At 72.0% G+C, this 16553-nt stretch carries 14 protein-coding genes; 8 read left to right on the top strand and 6 right to left on the bottom strand.

Going from position 1 to position 16553, the window contains the following annotated elements:
- Positions 1–87: 87 nt before the first annotated feature.
- Positions 88–879 (top strand): deoxyribonuclease IV, encoded by a 792-nt coding sequence (locus OG994_RS24910; RefSeq protein WP_120328340.1) that lies wholly within the window; start codon positions 88–90, stop codon positions 877–879.
- A 269-nt stretch (positions 880–1148) separates the two neighbouring features.
- On the top strand, positions 1149–3566 hold the full coding sequence (locus OG994_RS24905) for a hypothetical protein (protein WP_407942618.1): 2418 nt from the start codon (positions 1149–1151) through the stop codon (positions 3564–3566).
- Here the strand turns inward: OG994_RS24905 and OG994_RS24900 are convergent.
- Both OG994_RS24900 and OG994_RS24895 read right to left on the bottom strand, forming a co-directional pair.
- The gene (locus OG994_RS24900) at positions 3549–5066 is read right to left on the bottom strand and encodes a glycosyltransferase family 87 protein (protein ID WP_120328339.1); all 1518 of its coding nucleotides are present in this window, start codon (positions 5064–5066) and stop codon (positions 3549–3551) included. The genes OG994_RS24905 and OG994_RS24900 overlap by 18 nt on opposite strands.
- Positions 5067–5216: 150 nt before the next feature.
- Positions 5217–7511 (bottom strand): transglycosylase domain-containing protein, encoded by a 2295-nt coding sequence (locus OG994_RS24895; protein ID WP_407942546.1) that lies wholly within the window; start codon positions 7509–7511, stop codon positions 5217–5219.
- A gap of 226 nt (positions 7512–7737) precedes the next feature.
- On the opposite strand from OG994_RS24895, the gene OG994_RS31620 reads away from it, so the two are divergent.
- Positions 7738–8181, top strand: a complete 444-nt coding sequence (locus tag OG994_RS31620) for a hypothetical protein (RefSeq protein WP_396843769.1) — start codon at positions 7738–7740, stop codon at positions 8179–8181.
- Positions 8182–8319: 138 nt separating this feature from the next.
- Here OG994_RS31620 and OG994_RS24890 read toward each other — a convergent pair whose 3' ends face one another.
- Positions 8320–8766: a DUF5318 domain-containing protein gene (locus OG994_RS24890; RefSeq protein ID WP_120328337.1), complete on the bottom strand. Its 447-nt coding sequence runs from the start codon at positions 8764–8766 to the stop codon at positions 8320–8322.
- 173 nt (positions 8767–8939) lie between these two features.
- On the opposite strand from OG994_RS24890, the gene OG994_RS24885 reads away from it, so the two are divergent.
- The 3 genes from OG994_RS24885 (at position 8940) to OG994_RS24875 (ending at position 11480) form a co-directional block, all read left to right on the top strand.
- On the top strand, positions 8940–9578 hold the full coding sequence (locus tag OG994_RS24885) for a PadR family transcriptional regulator (RefSeq protein ID WP_120328336.1): 639 nt from the start codon (positions 8940–8942) through the stop codon (positions 9576–9578).
- A 23-nt stretch (positions 9579–9601) separates the two neighbouring features.
- Positions 9602–10681, top strand: coding sequence for an inositol-3-phosphate synthase (locus OG994_RS24880; protein ID WP_120328335.1), 1080 nt, complete (start codon positions 9602–9604; stop codon positions 10679–10681).
- A 133-nt stretch (positions 10682–10814) separates the two neighbouring features.
- Entirely contained in the window at positions 10815–11480 is a 666-nt protein-coding gene (locus tag OG994_RS24875) for a hypothetical protein (protein WP_328851139.1), read from the top strand.
- A gap of 17 nt (positions 11481–11497) precedes the next feature.
- Here the strand turns inward: OG994_RS24875 and OG994_RS24870 are convergent, their stop codons facing one another.
- Both OG994_RS24870 and OG994_RS24865 read right to left on the bottom strand, forming a co-directional pair.
- Positions 11498–11977 carry a methylated-DNA--[protein]-cysteine S-methyltransferase gene (locus tag OG994_RS24870; protein WP_120328333.1) on the bottom strand — a complete coding sequence of 160 codons (480 nt, stop codon included), beginning with the start codon at positions 11975–11977 and terminating at the stop codon, positions 11498–11500.
- A 43-nt stretch (positions 11978–12020) separates the two neighbouring features.
- The gene (locus OG994_RS24865; RefSeq protein WP_120328332.1) at positions 12021–12425 is read right to left on the bottom strand and encodes a hypothetical protein; all 405 of its coding nucleotides are present in this window, start codon (positions 12423–12425) and stop codon (positions 12021–12023) included.
- Between the two features lie 122 nt (positions 12426–12547).
- Between OG994_RS24865 and OG994_RS24860 the strand changes: the two genes are divergently transcribed.
- Both OG994_RS24860 and OG994_RS24855 read left to right on the top strand, forming a co-directional pair.
- Positions 12548–13060 (top strand): SigE family RNA polymerase sigma factor, encoded by a 513-nt coding sequence (locus tag OG994_RS24860; protein ID WP_120328331.1) that lies wholly within the window; start codon positions 12548–12550, stop codon positions 13058–13060.
- On the top strand, positions 13057–14208 hold the full coding sequence (locus OG994_RS24855; protein WP_328851138.1) for a hypothetical protein: 1152 nt from the start codon (positions 13057–13059) through the stop codon (positions 14206–14208). The genes OG994_RS24860 and OG994_RS24855 overlap by 4 nt, the downstream gene beginning before the upstream one ends.
- A gap of 105 nt (positions 14209–14313) precedes the next feature.
- On the opposite strand, the gene OG994_RS24850 is transcribed toward OG994_RS24855, so the two are convergent.
- The gene (locus tag OG994_RS24850) at positions 14314–16206 is read right to left on the bottom strand and encodes a S8 family serine peptidase (RefSeq protein WP_328851137.1); all 1893 of its coding nucleotides are present in this window, start codon (positions 16204–16206) and stop codon (positions 14314–14316) included.
- Positions 16207–16553: the final 347 nt, after the last annotated feature.

Genomic DNA, 16553 nt, shown 5'->3' with positions numbered 1-16553 from the left:
ACCGCCGACAGGTCGGGTGACGTTCGCGGCCACAACTCGCTCCCGTCGTCGTTCCGCGCGTCGGAGGCGCGACGTAGGCTCGCCTCCATGCGTATCGGAGCCCACGTCGATTCGACCGACCCGCTCGCGGAGGCGGCCGCTCGTGAAGCCGACGCCGTGCAGTTCTTCCTCTCCGACCCGCAGGGATGGAAGGCGCCAGCGCCCCGGGAGGACGCCGAGCGGCTGCGCGACGCCGAGACCGAGATCTATGTGCACGCGCCGTACGTCATCAACGTGGCGACCCTCAACAACCGGATCCGGATCCCGAGCCGCAAGCTCCTGCTGAGCCACGCCACGGCGGCCGCCACGGTGGGAGCGAAGGGGCTGATCGTCCACGGCGGGCACGTCAACGCCGGTGACGACCTGGCGGTGGGGTTCGACAACTGGCGCAAGACCTTCGCGTACGCGGCCGAGTCCGGCGGCTTCGCCGTCCCGGTCCTCATCGAGAACACGGCCGGCGGCGACAACGCCTGCGCGCGACGGCTGGACGCGCTCGCCCGGCTCTGGGACGCCGTGGGGGAGTTCGAGGTGGGCTTCTGCCTGGACACCTGCCACGCCCACGCCGGCGGTGAGGAACTGCTCGGCCTCGTCGACCGGGTCAAGGCGATCACCGGTCGCATCGACCTGGTGCACGCCAACAACTCCAAGGGGGCGTTCGGCTCCGGGCAGGACCGGCACGACAACCTCGGCGGCGGCACGATCGACCCCGAGCTGGTGGTGGCCGTGATCCGGGCGGCCGGCGCGCCGGTCATCGTGGAGACGCCGGGCGGCGCGACGGGTCAGGCCGCCGACATCGCCTTCCTTCGTGAGCAGCTCGGGACGGAGCGGCCGGCGGCATGACGACCGGACAGTCGGAGGCCGGAGGCGCGCCAGCCCCGGCCGGGAACAGCCAGGAACGCCGGGAGGGGGCCACGCCCCCCGCTGGCGGCGGGGCGGGCACCGCGGACGCGACGGTCGATGGGCCGCGCGCGAGCGACGCGACGGGCGACCGAGCCGCCGGACCCACGGCCGGGACGAGCGGCGCGGCTGGGACGAGCGGCGCGGCGACCGCGGTGACCGGGAAGGCCGCCGCTGCCGACAAGCCCGCCACCGACGGGCCGGACGCCGGCATACCCGCCCGGAACAACACGACCGCCGTCGGCGAGCCCGCCGAGGCCGGTGGAACGACCGCGGACCGCAACGCCGGCGAGAACGGTGGGACGAGCACGGACTCCACGGTCGCCGAGGCCGGTGGAACGACCGCGGCCCGCAAGCCCCACGACAGCGGCGAGACGACCCCGGGCCGCAAGCCCGACGTGATCGCTGGAACGAGCGCCGACGGCGAGGCCGCCCAGACCGACGGCAAGTCCGGCAGCACCGACGAGAGAACCGGCGACGACAAGGCCACCGAGACCGGCAAGACCACCGACGGCACGGTCGCCGACACCGACAAGACGGCCACCGACGGCAAGCCCGGCGGGACCGACGAGACCAGCACCGACGGGGAGGCCACGGCCGACCCCTGGGCCGCCTTCGGGCCCGCGCCGGAGCCCGTACCCGGTCGCGTACGGCGCGTCGGGCGGGCGGTCGGCCGGTCCCTCGTTCACGAGTGGACGCTCGCGGCGCTCGGCTCCCTCGCGCTCGCGGTGCTCATGACGTGGCCGACGCTGCGCTACCCGCGCTACACGCTGCCGCAGGACACCTGGGACCCGAGCCTGCAGTCCTGGCAGATGGCCTGGTCGGGGCACATCCTGCTGACCAACCCGGCCCAGCTGTGGCAGTCCAACTCGTTCTTCCCCGAGGCGTGGAGCTTCGCCTTCTCCGACACGCTGCTCGGCTACGCGCCGGCCGGCATGATCGGCACCGGTCCCGAGGCCGCCGTCCTCCGCTACAACATCATGTTCGTGCTGGCGCACGCGCTCGCCACGTTCGGGGCGTACGCGCTGGCACGGCAACTCGGCTCGGCACGGATGGGCGCGGCGGTGGCCGGGGTCGGTTACGCGTACGCGCCGTGGCTGCTGGCGCAGGCCGGGCACCTCCACGTGCTCTCCAACGGCGGCATCCCGCTGGCGCTCGCCATGCTGGCGCGGGGCCACGGCTGGTCGCTGCGGCACGGTTACCGGCCCGAGCGCCGGCACGACGGCTGGGTGTACGCCGGCTGGCTGGTGGCGGCCTGGCAGCTCAGCCTCGGCTTCGGGATCGGCCTGCCGTTCGCGTACTTCCTCGGCGCGGCCGTGCTCGTCGCGGCGGTCACCTGGTACGTCCGGCGCTGGTTCGGCGGCGTACGGCGGCCGTTCGGCGTCCGGCTGTTCATCGCCGACCTGGTGGGTGGCGCGCTCTTCGCCGGCGTGGGGCTGCTGATGGCCATCCCGTACTTCAGGGTGACCGAACTGCACCCGAACGCCGAGCGGTCGGTCGGCGACATCGCGCTCTTCTCGCCGCCCGCGTCCGGCTTCGTGACCGCACCGGCCGAGTCGCGGATCTGGGGCGGACTGCACGAGGGCGCCCGGGCGGCCCTGCCGTGGCACCCCGAGATGACCCTGCTGCCCGGCTTCGTGCTCTACGCCCTGGCCGCCGGCGGCCTCTTCTTCTCCGTGTGGAGGCTGCGGCACCGCCTCCTGCTGCTCGCCGGTGTGCTCGGCACGATGGTGCTGGCCATGGGCACCCGCTTCTTCGGCGGCACCTGGACGTACGTGCCCCTCTTCGAGCACCTGCCCGGCTGGAACGGCCTGCGCACCCCCGGCCGGCTCATGCTCTGGGTCACGCTGCTGCTCTGCCTGCTGGCGGCGGGCGCGGTCACCGCGCTCACCGACCGGGTGCACGACCTCGCCGCGCAGCGGATCCCGTCCTGGCCCGGCCCGTGGCTCCGGCTGGCCAGTGTGCTGCCGTTGCTCCTCGTGACGGCGGAGGGGCTGAACACCACACCCCACCCGGTCGCCCCGGCGCAGCCCGAGGCCATGCGCGTCGTCGACGGCCCGATGCTGGTCCTGCCGAGCAACCAGGGCCTCGACCAGCACGTCATGCTCTGGTCCACGACCCACTTCCAGGACGTGGTGAACGGCGGCAGCGGCTTCACTCCCCGGCAACTGGACGACGTCCGTCGGGTGACCCAGACGTTCCCCGACCAGGTCAGCGTGGACTACCTGCGCACGCTGGGCGTACGCAACGTGGTGCTGCTGCGCGACCAGATCGCGGGCACGCCGTGGGAGATGTCGGTGGACACGCCGGTGGACTCGCTCGGGATCACCCGGGAGGAGATCGGTTCGGCGGTCGTCTACCGGCTCTGGCCCGGCGACTCGTCGTCGGGTCCGCAGCCGACGCCGTCCGGCCAGCCGACCGATCTGCCGACGAGCCTGCCGACCGGCCTTCCGACCAGTCTCCCCAGCGGTCTGCCGACCGATCTGCCGAGCGGCCTTCCGAGTGGACTGCCGACCAGCCTCCCCAGCGGCCTGCCGAGCGGCCTGCCCACGAGCCTGCCGACGCAGGCCGCCGGCGCGCTCGGCTCAACCGAAGCGGCCGGCGCGCTCGGCTCAGCCGGTGGCCGGTAGCGACTCGGTCGGCACCGACTCGGCCGGCAGCGCCGAGCGCCGCCGCCACCGCTCCCACCACGGGGCGTCCGGCGCGCCGTCGAGCACGCCCCCGTCCGGGTCGTCGGCGTAGGTCGCCCGGACCGCGTCCCGCTCGGGGTGCAGGACGTCGCGCACGATCAGCCCGCAGAGCACGGCCACGGTGACCAGCCGCAGGGTGGCCGCGAGCACGAACACCCCCTCCGGGAAGACGGGCCGGCCCGTGGAGGCCCCGAGCAGTTCGCCGTAGAACGCGGCGAAGTAGCACACCTCGGCGGCCTGCCAGGCGAGGAAGGCTCCCCAGCGCGGGCGGGCGAGGACGGCGAGCGGCAGCAGCCAGAGCACGAACTGCTGGGACCACACCTTGCTGAAGATCAGGAAGGCCGCGACCACCAGGAACGCGAGCTGGGCGAGACGGGGTCGGCGCGGTGCCAGCAGGGCGAGCGCGGCCACGCCGAGGCACGCCAGCCCGAAGAGGGCGTACGAGAGCAGGTTGAGCGTCGGGATGTTGGCGTTCAGCCACTCGAACGGGCCCAACTGCCCGGGGTCGTTGCCCACCTTGCCGTCCAGGTAGCGGCCGATGTACCAGAGGGTGCCCCAGTCGATCGGGCGACTGCTGTTCAGCTCGAAGAAGCGGTCCCAGTTCTCCCGGTACGGCACGGCGGCCGGCAGGTTCACCAGGACCAGCGCCACCACGGCGGCGGCCACGGCGCTGAGCGCGGCACGCAGTCGGTTCGCCCGCAGGGCGAGCACCAGCAGCGGACCGAGCAGGAACAGCGGCCAGAGTTTCGCCGCGCCGGCCAGCCCGAGCAGGGCGCCGGCCAGCAGCGGCCGTCGCCTCGCCCAGGCCAGCAGGCCGAACGCCGCCAGGCCGATGGCGAGCAGGTCCCAGTTCACCGTGGCGGTGAGCAGCAGCGCCGGCGCCAGCGCGAAGAGCGCTGCGTCCCACGGCCTCCGGCGGCGCAGCGCGAGGATCACCGCGACGGTGGCCACCGCGAGCGCGCCGAGCACCAGCGCGTTCAGGTTGTAGAACCACATGCCCTGGTTGATTCCGGGGTCGTCGCGGCCGAGCGCGTGCACCGGCAGACCGAGCGCGCCCATGAAGTACCCGGTCAGCACCGGGTACTCGACCGGGTGGTCGCGGTAGGGCACCTTGCCCTCGTTCAACCCCTCGGCGTAGTAGAGGGCGAGCACGTCGGTGTAGCAGAACCGGGTGTACTGGACGTTGTTCTGCCAGGCGCCGTCCTGGCAGGGGGACTTCTGCACCCAGTGCAGGGCCAGGGTCAGGCAGACGAGGGCCAGCACGATCCTGGCCGCCGTCCAGAAACGCCGCTCCCGTCCGGCCGGGCGGTCCAGCGCCACGGCGTGGTCGCCGAGCGGGCCGCCGATCAGGCCGGACACTCCCCGGACGAACCCGTCGGAGCGGGACGGGTGGTCGGTGCTACCGGCGTCGCCGAGGTCGGGCGTCGACTGGGTGCTCATGAAGAGGCATCCTGCCGTACATCCCGGGTCCGCGTCCCGTCCCGGCGCGCGGAGGGCGGACGCGCCCCGCCGCGGACCGCTCCGGTACGGGTGCCGGAAACGCCGCTGGCGGCCGGACGGGTGGTCCGGCCGCCAGCGGCGGTGAGTGCGTCAGTTGCGGTAGTACGTCGGTGGTGTGCTCGGTAGCAGCCCACCGCCGATGCCGTCGGGCAGGTCCCGTCTGTTGGGCCCGCCGCCACCGTTGTCGCCGCCGCCGTTGTTCCCGCCGTTGTCGCCACCGCCGTTGTTCCCGCCGTTGTCGCCGTCGCGGGGGCAGAACGGGTTCAGCGGGTTCGGGCAACCCGGAGGCTGCTGCTGCTCCGGCGGAGGCGGCGGAGCCTCGCCGTTGCCGGAGTCCTTGTCGCCGATGTTCGCCGCGGGCGGGAAGGGCTCCTTCTCCTCGCCCTTGAGCGCCTCGTCCATGAAGCGTTCCCAGATCTCACCGGGCAGGTTGCTACCGCTGATCCGCGTGCCGTCCTTCATCTTCAGCGGCTTGCGTTCCTTGACGTTGCCGACCCAGACGGCGGTGGCGAGCTGCGGCGTGTAGCCGATCATCCAGGCGTCGCCGTTCTCCGGGCTGCCTTCCTTCTGCTCCCAGGTGCCGGTCTTGGAGGCCGCCGGCCGGCCACCGTCGAGCTCGTGGTGCACCCGACCCGGGTAGTCCTTCAGGACGGAGGTCACGTCGGCCACGACGTCCTTGTCGATCCGGCGCTGGGAGTTCAGCTTCTCGCTGCTGATCTTCTTCCACTTGCCGGTCGTCTCGTCCTGCTTCTCGACCGAGTAGAGGAAGTGCGCCTTGTTGTAGACGCCGCCGTTGGCGAACGTGGCGACACCGTTGGCGTGGTCCAGCACGGTGATCGGGTACTGGCCGTAGCCGACCACGTGGAAGAACGGGCCGTTCGGGTGGGCGACCTTCTCCGGCTCCTCCTTGGTCAGGTCGTAGGGCTTCTGCGGGTTGGTGTCGGTCCGCCAGATCGTGGTGACACCGGCGTCCCGGGCCATCTCGATGACCTTGTCCGGGCCAATGTCCTCGGTCACGTGGTAGAACGGCACGTTGAGCGACTGCAACGTGGATTCCCGCAGGGTGCAGCTGTTTCCGCACTTCGGGTTGTCGGTGCCGGCGTTGCTGACCTTGAACTCCGTGCCCTTCGGCGTGAATGCCCGGCCCTTCCAGCGGGACTCGAGCGACTTGCCGGCCTTGAGGGCCGCCGCCAGGGTGTAGATCTTGAAACTGGAGCCGGGCGAGTGACCGCCGAAGAGGTTCCCGGCGGAGTCGGTGTTCTTGCCGGCGTAGTCGATGCCCACGCCGGTGTCACCGCCGTAGTAGGCGAGCACGCGGCCGTTGGTCGGGTCGATGGCGACCACGGCGGCCATCAGGTTCGCCGGCTGACCCGCGAGCTCGGACCCCTTGGTCTTGCGCTGGGCGACCTCGAGCGCCGCCTTCTGGATCTTCGTGTCGATCGTGGTGCGGATCCGGTAGCCACCGGACATCAGCGCCTGCGAGCAGAGCGGCTTGGCGTCGGTGACCTGCGTCTCGTCGTCGACGCAGAGCCCCTTGTCCCGCATCTCCTGCCGGACGTAGTTGATGACGTTGCCGTACGGCGTGTTGACGCCGTAGTCGACGCCGACGCCGCCCTTCTTCGGGGCCCTGAGCGTCTTACTGGGGTACTCCGTGGGCGCCTGCGGCTTGCCCGGCGCGTTGAGCCACCCCTCCTGGATCATGCCGTTGATGACGTAGTCCCAGCGGGCCTTGGCGTCGGTGGGGTTGATGGCCGGGTCGTAGCCCTTGTGGGTGGCGGTCGGCTCGGGCTGCTTGATCAGTGCGGCGAGCACCGCGCCCTCGGCCGGGGTGACCTTGCTGATCGGCTTGCCGAAGTAGGTCTGCGCCGCCGCCTCGATGCCGTACGCGCCCCGCCCGAAGTAGATCACGTTGAGGTAGTGCTGCATGATCTGTGGCTTCGAGTACTGGTCGTTCAGCTTGGAGGCGAAGATCGCCTCCTTCACCTTCCGGGCGTACGTGTCGTCCTTCAGGTTGTCGAACGCGTTGCGCGCGTACTGCTGGGTGATCGTCGAGGCGCCCTGCTTGTCCCCGCCCGTGAAGTTGTTCCAGGCGGCGCGGGCGATGCCCTTGTAGTCCACACCGGAGTGCCGGTAGAAGTTGCGGTCCTCGGCGGCGGCCACCGCGTCCTGCACGTACTGCGGGATCTGGTTGATGGTGACCAGCGTGCGGTTCTCCTGGCCGACCTTCGCGATGATCGTCTTGCCGCTGAAGTCGTAGATCGTGGTCGCCTGCGGCGGGTTGATCTCCTCGGGGAGCACCACGTTCGTCGAGTAGTAGGTGAAGCCGACGACGCCGAGACCGGCGAGCATGATGAAGACCGCGAAGCTCGCGATGGCGATGTTCATCCGCTTGCGCTTCTTCGCCCGCGCGGCGGCGCCCGGGTCGTCGGGACCACGGCGGCCGCGTCGCGGGCCGGTCGGCCCACCGGGACCGCCCGGCCCTCCGGCGCCTCCCGGGCCACCGGAGACGGGAGAGACGCTCGCCCGGGCCACCGCGGCACGACCGCCGACGGAGGCCGAACCGACGCTCGCCCGACCGGCCGACGCGGAACCGACCGCGGCGGCGCCGACGGTGGCCCGACCCGCCGGGCCAGCCGGGGAGACCGGCACCGAAGCCCTACCGGCGCTCGCCCGGCCGGCCGCGCCGCCGGCGGCCGGGGAGACCGGCACCGAGGCCCGACCGGAACCGGCGCGCCCCACCGAGGCCGAACCGACCGACGCGGAGCCGGCGGGGGCCGCGCTCGCGGCTCCGCCCCGCGGCGTGACCGAGGCCCGCCCGCCCGAGGAGGCACCGCGGGGTGCCACCGAGGCGCGTCCGGCCGACGCCGAGCCCTCCTGGGCCGACCAGCCGTCGCCGCCGGGGCGGCGGTACGCGTCGTCCGCCGCCCGTCCGAGGTCACCACTCGGATTCGGGATCTGGGCCCGCCCACGCGAACTGGGATCGCCGTACGAGTTCATTCCTCACACCCTGCCGGTCGCGGTGGCGCGCCGTCGCGCGGCCACCGGGTTGCCGTGAGCTTCTTCACGCGTCAGGGCGGCACGTACGTGCCGCTCGCGTGACGTCACTTCCCGATCAATCGGGCCTTTCAGACCAATCACTCGTCGTCCGTCCTGGCGAGCCTGCGCCGCGCCGGGCCCGTCCGACGGGTCGGCCTCACCGTTGCGCCTCTCGCCTTCGCCGTACCGGGCCGGCGGCCTCGCCGCCCGCCACCTCGTGCTCCGGCCCGCCCTCGGCCAGCCCGTCCCGCCCGAGCAGGTACTGCTCGACGAGATGGTTCCAGTCACAGCCGAGGCACACCTCCACCACGAAGACCTGGAACTCACGTAGCGTCATCGCCAACACCGGCAACTCCGCCAGTGTCCGGGCCTGCCCGGCCGACTGCTTGAGTTCGTCCCCGTAAATGTAGTGGACGTGGATGAGGTTCTCGCTCCGACAGATCGGGCAGCGCTCGTCGGTCGGCTCACCGTGGAACCGAGCGGCGTTCTTCAGGTACGGCGACGCGTCGCAGACGTCGTACGTGCCGACCCGACCCGCCAGGAGCTCACGCAGCACCGCTCGCTTCCGGAGCGAGTAGTCGACGACCTGGCGCTGCGTACGCATGCGGAAGAGGGTACGCGGTCCGGCCCGACGAGGCGACCGGGGTGACTATCCGTAGTTGCCGGACCCCGAATTCGGGATTTGCCCTGATGGGGGTGAGCCGCTAACGTGCGATGTATCGGTCCGATACATCGCGGCGGTTATCGCTCCGCGCAGAGGGTAAGAGGTGGTGGCCCGTGCTCGAGCTCGCCATCCTCGGCCTGCTGCAGGAGTCTCCGATGCACGGCTACGAGCTGCGCAAGGAGTTGACCGCCAAGCTCGGTGCCATCCGAGCGGCGATCAGCTACGGCTCGCTCTACCCGACCCTGCGCCGGTTGCAGGCGGCGGGTTGGATCACCGAAGCTGCCGAGACACCTGCCACCGCCGAGGAGGTTCCCGCGCTGACCAGCCGACGTGGTCGGGTGGTCTACAAAATCACCGCGGAGGGCAAGGAACGCTTCGCCCAGCTCATCGCACAGGCGGGGCCCGAGACGTACGACGACACGGGCTTCGGCGTGCACTTCGCGTTCTTCGCCCGGACCGACCAGGCAACCCGACTGCGCATCCTGGAGGGTCGCCGCCGCAAGATCGAGGAGCGTCGCGAAGGGCTGCGCGACGTGCTGGCCCGGGCGGCCGAGCGCCTCGACGCGTACACCCTGGAACTGCAGCGCCACGGACTGGAAGCCTGTGAGCGCGAGGTCCGCTGGCTGGAGGAGCTCATCGCCAACGAGCGCTCCGGCCGAGCCCCGACGGTCCCGCAAACCGGGACAGCCGGCGGCCGACGAGAAGAGATCAGCCCGCCCCCGCCTGGAGAGTCCAGGAAAGAGCGGCCGTGATGAAGAAGAAGGAGGCAGACGCTATGGGCTCCGTCCGCGTCGCCATCGTCGGTGTGGGTAACTGCGCCTCGTCCCTCGTGCAGGGCGTCGAGTACTACCGGAACGCCGACCCGAACGATCGCGTCCCGGGTCTCATGCACGTCACCTTCGGCGACTACCACGTCTCCGACGTGCAGTTCGTCGCGGCGTTCGACGTGGACGCCAAGAAGGTGGGCATGGACCTCGCCGAGGCGATCGTCGCCAGCGAGAACAACACCATCAAGCTGTGCGACGTGCCGCCGACCGGCGTCACCGTGCAGCGCGGCCCGACCTTCGACGGTCTGGGCCAGTACTACCGGGAGATCATCGAGGAGTCGGACGTCGAGCCGGTCGACGTGGCGCAGGCGCTGCGCGACGCGCAGGTCGACGTGGTCGTCTCCTACCTGCCGGTGGGCTCCGAGGAGGCCGACAAGTTCTACGCCCAGGCGGCGATCGACGCCGGCTGCGCGTTCGTGAACGCCCTGCCGGTCTTCATCGCCTCCGACCCGGTGTGGGCCAAGAAGTTCACCGACGCGGGCCTGCCGATCGTCGGCGACGACATCAAGAGCCAGGTGGGCGCCACCATCGTGCACCGCGCGCTCGCGAAGCTGTTCGAGGACCGGGGCGTCGAGCTGCTGCGCACGTACCAGCTCAACTTCGGCGGCAACATGGACTTCATGAACATGCTGGAGCGCAACCGGCTCGTCTCGAAGAAGATCTCGAAGACCCAGTCGGTGACCTCCCAGATCCCGCACGAGATGGTCAAGAGCGACGTGCACATCGGCCCGTCGGACCACGTGCCGTGGCTGGACGACCGCAAGTGGGCGTACATCCGCCTGGAGGGCCGCTCGTTCGGCGACGCCCCGCTCAACGCCGAGCTGAAGCTCGAGGTGTGGGACTCCCCGAACTCGGCCGGTGTCATCATCGACGCCGTCCGCGCCGCGAAGATCGCGCTGGACCGGAAGATCGGTGGCCCGATCCTGTCGGCCTCGTCGTACTTCATGAAGTCCCCGCCGGTGCAGTACGCCGACCACGACGCGCACGCCGCCGTGGAGGCGTTCATCGCCGGCGAGGTCGAGCGCTGACGCGCTCACCGCGGCATCCGTCGAGGGCCGGGTCCGTGTGGACCCGGCCCTCGACGCGTCCCGGCCCCGGAGGGCGGTACGCACCACCGCGCCGTCACGCGAACGCGGCGGCACGCCGGTAGCCTGGCTGTCCATGCGAGCCGGCAACGGTGAATGGAGGCGCGAGCGTCACGGATCCGCCGCGGTCGCGCTCGCCGCGGCGGTGCTGCTGCCGGCCCTCGTCGCCTGCGCGCCACCGGACGCCCGCCCCGCGGCCGACGCCGCCGAGGAGCCGGCGGCCGCCACGACCGTGGCTCGTCCGCCCGTGCCGGAGGCGCGGTGCGCGGTGCCGGGGCCCGTGGTCGCCCGCCCGCCACACGAGCCCGCTCCCGCCCGCTCCACGCCGGCCGGGGCGACGCCGTCGCGATCCCCACTCGGTGAGGAGCAGCGGCGCGAGGAGATGCTGCGGCGGCAGCAGGCGGCCAACGACGCCTTCCGCCAGCGCGGCACCCTCGCCCCGGAGGCGGCCGAGGGCGCGCGGGCCTGCGCGGGCGAGGTGGCGCGCCACCTCAACCTGCTGACCGCCGGAGGCCGCAACGACGCCGACGAGGCGGCCGTGCGCCGGGTCGTCGAGGGAACCGGCCTGACCTCCGTCACCGTCCGCTCGCCGGGGCGGCTCGACAACGGTCCCGGCGACGGCCTGCTCTTCGCGGGATGGACCGGGCGCGCGTGCGTCTTCGGCAGCGTCCGGCAGGGCGAGGTCAGGGTCGAGATCGGTGCCCCGATCGCCGACGGCGGCTGCCTGCCCGCCCCGGACTGAGGAAGGCGCCGCCGCCGTCAGGACCAGGCGTGCTCCAGCGCGACCCGGGCCTCCAGCTCCAGCAGGTGCACCTTGCGGTCCAGGCCGCCGCCGAAGCCGACCAGTTTGCCGCCGGCGCCGACGATCCGGTGACAGGGCACGATCACGGGGACCGGGTTGCGGTTGCACGCCACCCCGACCGCCCGGGCGGCGCCCGGGTCGCCCACCAGGGACGCCACCTCGCCGTACGTGAGCGTCTCCCCGTACGGGATGCGCGTCATCTCCCGCCACACGGCGCGCTCGAAGTCCGAACCGCGCGGGATCCGCACCGGCACCGTGAAGCCGGTGAGCGCGCCCGCGAAGTAGCTCCGCAGCTCGGCCACGGCCTGCCGGCCGAGGTCGTCGACCGGTTCGTCGACGGCGTCGGCGACCCGGCCGAAGTGGGTGCCGCAGACGCTCGTGCCGTCGGTGGCCACGGAGAACTCCCCGATCGGGGAGTCGAGCACGGTCCAGCGCATCCGTTCATTGTCCGCGACCGGCCGACATTCCCACCCGCTCGGATCAGAGCAGGGTGATCCCGAGCAGCAGCGCCCCGACGACCAGGCAGGCGCCTCCGGCGACGGTCAGCCAGATGAGCTTGTTGGGCCGGGTGTCCTGCGGGCGCGCGACCGAGAGGAAGAAGCCCAGCGGCATCAGGATCGGCGCGGCCACCAGCAGCGACCGGATCAGCGTGCGGGTGCCGTCGGACGCGTCGGCCTGGTCGATGTAGGGCAGCACGGCGAGGGTGAACAGCACCAGCACGCCGGCGTGGGCGTGACCGGCCGTCCAGAGTCCGCGCCGCACGGGGTTGTCGAGGTAGCCGGCCCGACGCCGGGCGAGGTGGGTGAGCAGCGTGAGACCGCCGTACGCGACGGCCACCACGGTGATCAACAGGATGCCGGCGGTGGTCAGGGTTGCCGAGGACATGGGGACACCTCCGTCTTGTCGGTGTCAAGATTGGCCCCTCCGCAGCATCTTGTCAACGGAAAGATTGAGGATCGGGGCAAAGATCCGCGCCCGACCGGCGTCTGTGTAACGGAGGTGGACGGGTGGCTTCGGGAACCGACGGGGAGTTCACCGCTTTCGTCAACGAGCGGGGCGACGTCCTGCTGCGCGTCGCGTACGCCCTCGCCGGCAACCAGCACGGCGCGGAGGACCTGCTCCAGAACGCGCTGGCCAAGGCGTACGCCCGGTGGCCGCGGATCCGCGGCGACGCCGAGCCGTACGTGCGGCGGATCCTCTACCACGACCAGGTCTCCCGATGGCGGCGCCGGGCCCGCCGCCCGGAGGTGCCCGTCGCCGAACTGCCGGAACGCGCGGGACGCGACAGCGGTGACGACACCGACCTGCGGCTGCTGCTGCGGGAGGCGCTGTTGGCCCTCCCGCCCCGGCAACGCGCCGTCCTGACGCTGCGTTACCTGGAGGACCTGAGCCTCGAACAGACCGCCGCCCTGCTCGGCTGCCGGGTCGGCACGGTGGCGAGCAACGCCTCGAAGGCCCTGGCCCGGCTCCGGCAGCTCGTGCCCGCCCTCGACGACACCGTCACGGAGGTGAAGCGGTGACCAGCAGGTCCGAGGACGCGGTCCGGCAGGCCGTCCACGAGCTGGCGAACGAGGCCCGGCTGCCGTCCGATCTCGCCGGCGAGGCACTGCGGCGCGGCCGTACCCTCCGCCGCCGGCGGCGGGCCGCCGCGTCCGCCGGTGCCCTGGCCACTCTCGTCGTCCTGGCCGTGCCGTACGCCTGGCTCCGCGCCGACCCGCCGGCCGTCGTCGGCGGGGGCGCCCCCGGCCCGTCGACGTCCGCCACCGTCGGCCCGTCGGCGTCCACCGCCATCGGCCCGGAACCCGTTCCCTCGGCGGAGCCCGCGCCGGGTGACGACTGGGCCCGGCGGGTCCTCACCCTCCCCGGCGGCTGGGTTCTCGCGGGCGCCAGCTCGACCGGCACGCCGTCCTCGACGGCGTACGTCCTGGACCGCGACAGTGGCCGCTACCACGCGGTCGACCGGTACGAGGAGGTGTGGGCGCCGCCGAGCGGCCACGTCGCCGCGGTCGTCGACTACGAACGGCCGGGTGAGATCGGTCTCCTCGACCTGCGCACCGAGGCGGTCCGCTGGGTGTCCACCGGCCCGCACATCATGACGCCGCACTGGTCACCGGACGGGCGCCGGCTGGCACTCACCGTGCTCGACAAGGCGACCGGCAAGCTGGCGCTCGGTGTGCTCACCGCCGGGGGTAGCTACCGGGTCCACCCCGTCGACCAGAAGAAGTACTACTGCACCGACCGGTGCTTCTTCACCTGGGCGCGGGACGGCCGGAACGTGGTGCTGCAACAGACCGACCCCACGGCTCCCACCTCGGAGTCCCAGCCCCACGCCCGGCGCGGCGTCCAGCTCTTCTCGCCGGACGACGGCCGCCCGACCCGCTTCCTGCCCGTGCCCGGGGATCCCGCCGGCCCGTGGTCGTGGTCCCCGGACGGCCGGTTGGTGGTCGTGAAGGGACAGGACGGTCCCCGGATCGTCGACGTCGGCAACGGGAAGATCGTCGGCACGGCCCTCGCCGACGACGACGTGTGGCTCGAAAATGACCGGCTGCTCCACCGCGATCGGGCGACGAACGAGATGGTGCTTGTCGACGCCGAGGGTCGGGAGCTGGTACGACGGCCGTTGCCACCGGAGCTGGACACCCTCACGCTTACGATCGGGCCCGCCTGAGCCGCGGCACGACCTCCGTGCCATGAGGGCCGTGAGCGCCCGGTAAACGCGGACGCCCGCCGCGTCCCGACCTGAGGGCGGAGGGCGGCGGGCGTCGTGGACCGGTCAGAGCGTCGCGACAGTGAACTTCTGCGCGGTGCCGAGACCCAGCTCCGGGTCGAGCCAGTCGATGGTCTTGTCGGAGATCAGCGGGTTCGCCCCGGCGGTCACCGCCTGCCCGTCGACGTACGCCCGCAGGTAGATGGTGCCGTCCGGGTTGTACTCCACGAAGTCGAACACCTCCCACGGGCCGACCGCCGTGCTCCGGGCGATGAGCGGCTTGGTGCCCGAGCTCTCCGCGACCACCAGTTTGTTGTTGATCAGCGCGCGGATGGTGAAGAAGCCGCCCTCGGGGAGGAACTCCAGCTCGAACTTCTCCCACGCGCCGACGGTCGTGGCCCGAGCGATGAGCGGCTTCGTGCCGGAACTCTCCGCCGTCACGAACTTTCCGTTCACCTTCGCCTTGAGGCTGACCGTCGGGTTCGGTGCCTCGAAGTCGAACTTCTCCCACGCGCCGACGGTCGTGGCCCGAGCGATGAGCGGCTTCGTGCCCGAGCTCTCCGCCGTCACGAACTTGCCGTTCACCTTCGCCTTGAGGCTCACGCTGCCGTCCGTGCCGTGCGAGATCTGGAACTTCTCCCACTCACCGATGGCCGAGGCGCGGGCGATGAGCGGCTTCGTGCCCGAGCTCTCCGCGGTGACGAACTTGCCGTTCACCTTCGCCCGCAGGGCCACGTACCCGCTGCCGGCGTCGACGACGTCGTACTTCTCCCACGGCCCCACGGCGGTGCCGCGGGCGATCAGCGGCTTGGTGCCGGAGCTCTCCGCCGTCACCAGCTTTCCGTTGACCCGCGCGCGCAGACCGTAGGAGCTGCGGGCCGCGGGGGTCGTGCCGACCTGGAGGAACCGGTCGAGCGAGCGCTGCGTGTCGTGGACCGCGCCGGAGAGGCCGCGGGTCACGATCGTGTTGCGGACCTGCGCCGGGCTCCAGCCCGGGTTCGCGGCCAGCAGCAGCGCTGCGGCTCCCGCCACGTGCGGCGACGCCATCGAGGTGCCGTTCATCGTGGCGCTGCCGGTCGTGCCGCCGATGGCGGCGGACGTGATGCCGACCCCCGGGGCGAACGTGTCCAGGCAGGCGCCGTAGTTGGAGAACCAGGCGCGAGCGTCGATCTGGTCGGTGGCGCCGACCGTGATCGCCGCCGGCACCGACGCGGGGCTCACCAGGCAGGCGTCCTGCATGGCGTTCCCGGCGGCCACCGTGTAGGTGAGCCCGGTGGCGATCGACGCGGTGATCGCGTCGTTGACCGCCTGGTTGTTGTAGCCGAAGCCGAGGCTCATGTTCACCACGGCCGGCTTCACGGCGTTCGCCGTCACCCAGTTGATGCCGGCGAGGACCTCCTCGGTGGTGCCGGTGCCCGCGCAGTCCAGCACCCGGACGGCGACGAGCTTGACGTCCTTGGCGACGCCGTACGTCGTACCGCCCACGGTGCCCGCCACGTGCGTGCCGTGGCCGTCACAGTCGCTTGCGTCGGTGGACGGCTGGTCGGGCACGGCGTTGAACCCGTGGCTGGCCCGGCCGCCGAAGTCCTGGTGCGCGATGTTGATGCCGGTGTCGAGCACGTACGCCCGGACGTTGCTCGCGGAGGTGCTGGGGTACGTGTAGGAGCGGTTCAGCTTCGGCGACGCCTGGTCGATCCGGTCCAGCCCCCACGACGGCGGGTTGGTCTGGGTCCCGGTCGCCGACGCCTTCATGACGGGCTCCACATAGGCCACCCGCGCGTCCAGCTCGAGCCGCTTCACCTGTCCGGCGCTGGCCTCGACCGAGTATCCGCGCAGGCTGCTCGTGAAGACCTTGCGGACCTTTCCGCCGTTCTTCTCGGAGAGCGCGGTGGCGGCGGCCCGCGTCTCGCTCGGGGTCGCCTTGCCGTCCTTGAGGACGACGATGTAGCGACCGGGCACGACGTCACCGGGTGCAGCGCCACGCACAGGCGCCCGCGTCGGTGAAGCCGGTTCGGCCATCGCCGGGCCGCCGGACCCGGCGACGGCGATGGAGGTGGCGGAGGCGAGGAGTAGACTCGCCATCGCCGAATGGCGTACAACGCCACGACGTCTCACTGATGACTCCCCGTGGATGAGGCGACCGTCCCCTGTGGATGGACGGGACGGTCGGACGGCGCAGCCCGCCTGGAGGAAACCGGGAGGCTGAGGGTTGCCGATCCATGATGGGTGATGTCCGCGGGATCCGCGTCATACGTTCGGTCCGCACGTCCGGCGTGTCGCGAACCGGACGGCGCCACACCCGTGGC

Source organism: Micromonospora globbae (assembly GCF_036184225.1).
Lineage (GTDB): Bacteria > Actinomycetota > Actinomycetes > Mycobacteriales > Micromonosporaceae > Micromonospora > Micromonospora globbae.
The sequence above is the reverse complement of the archived record's forward strand: the minus strand, read 5'-3'. Positions and strand labels throughout refer to the sequence as shown.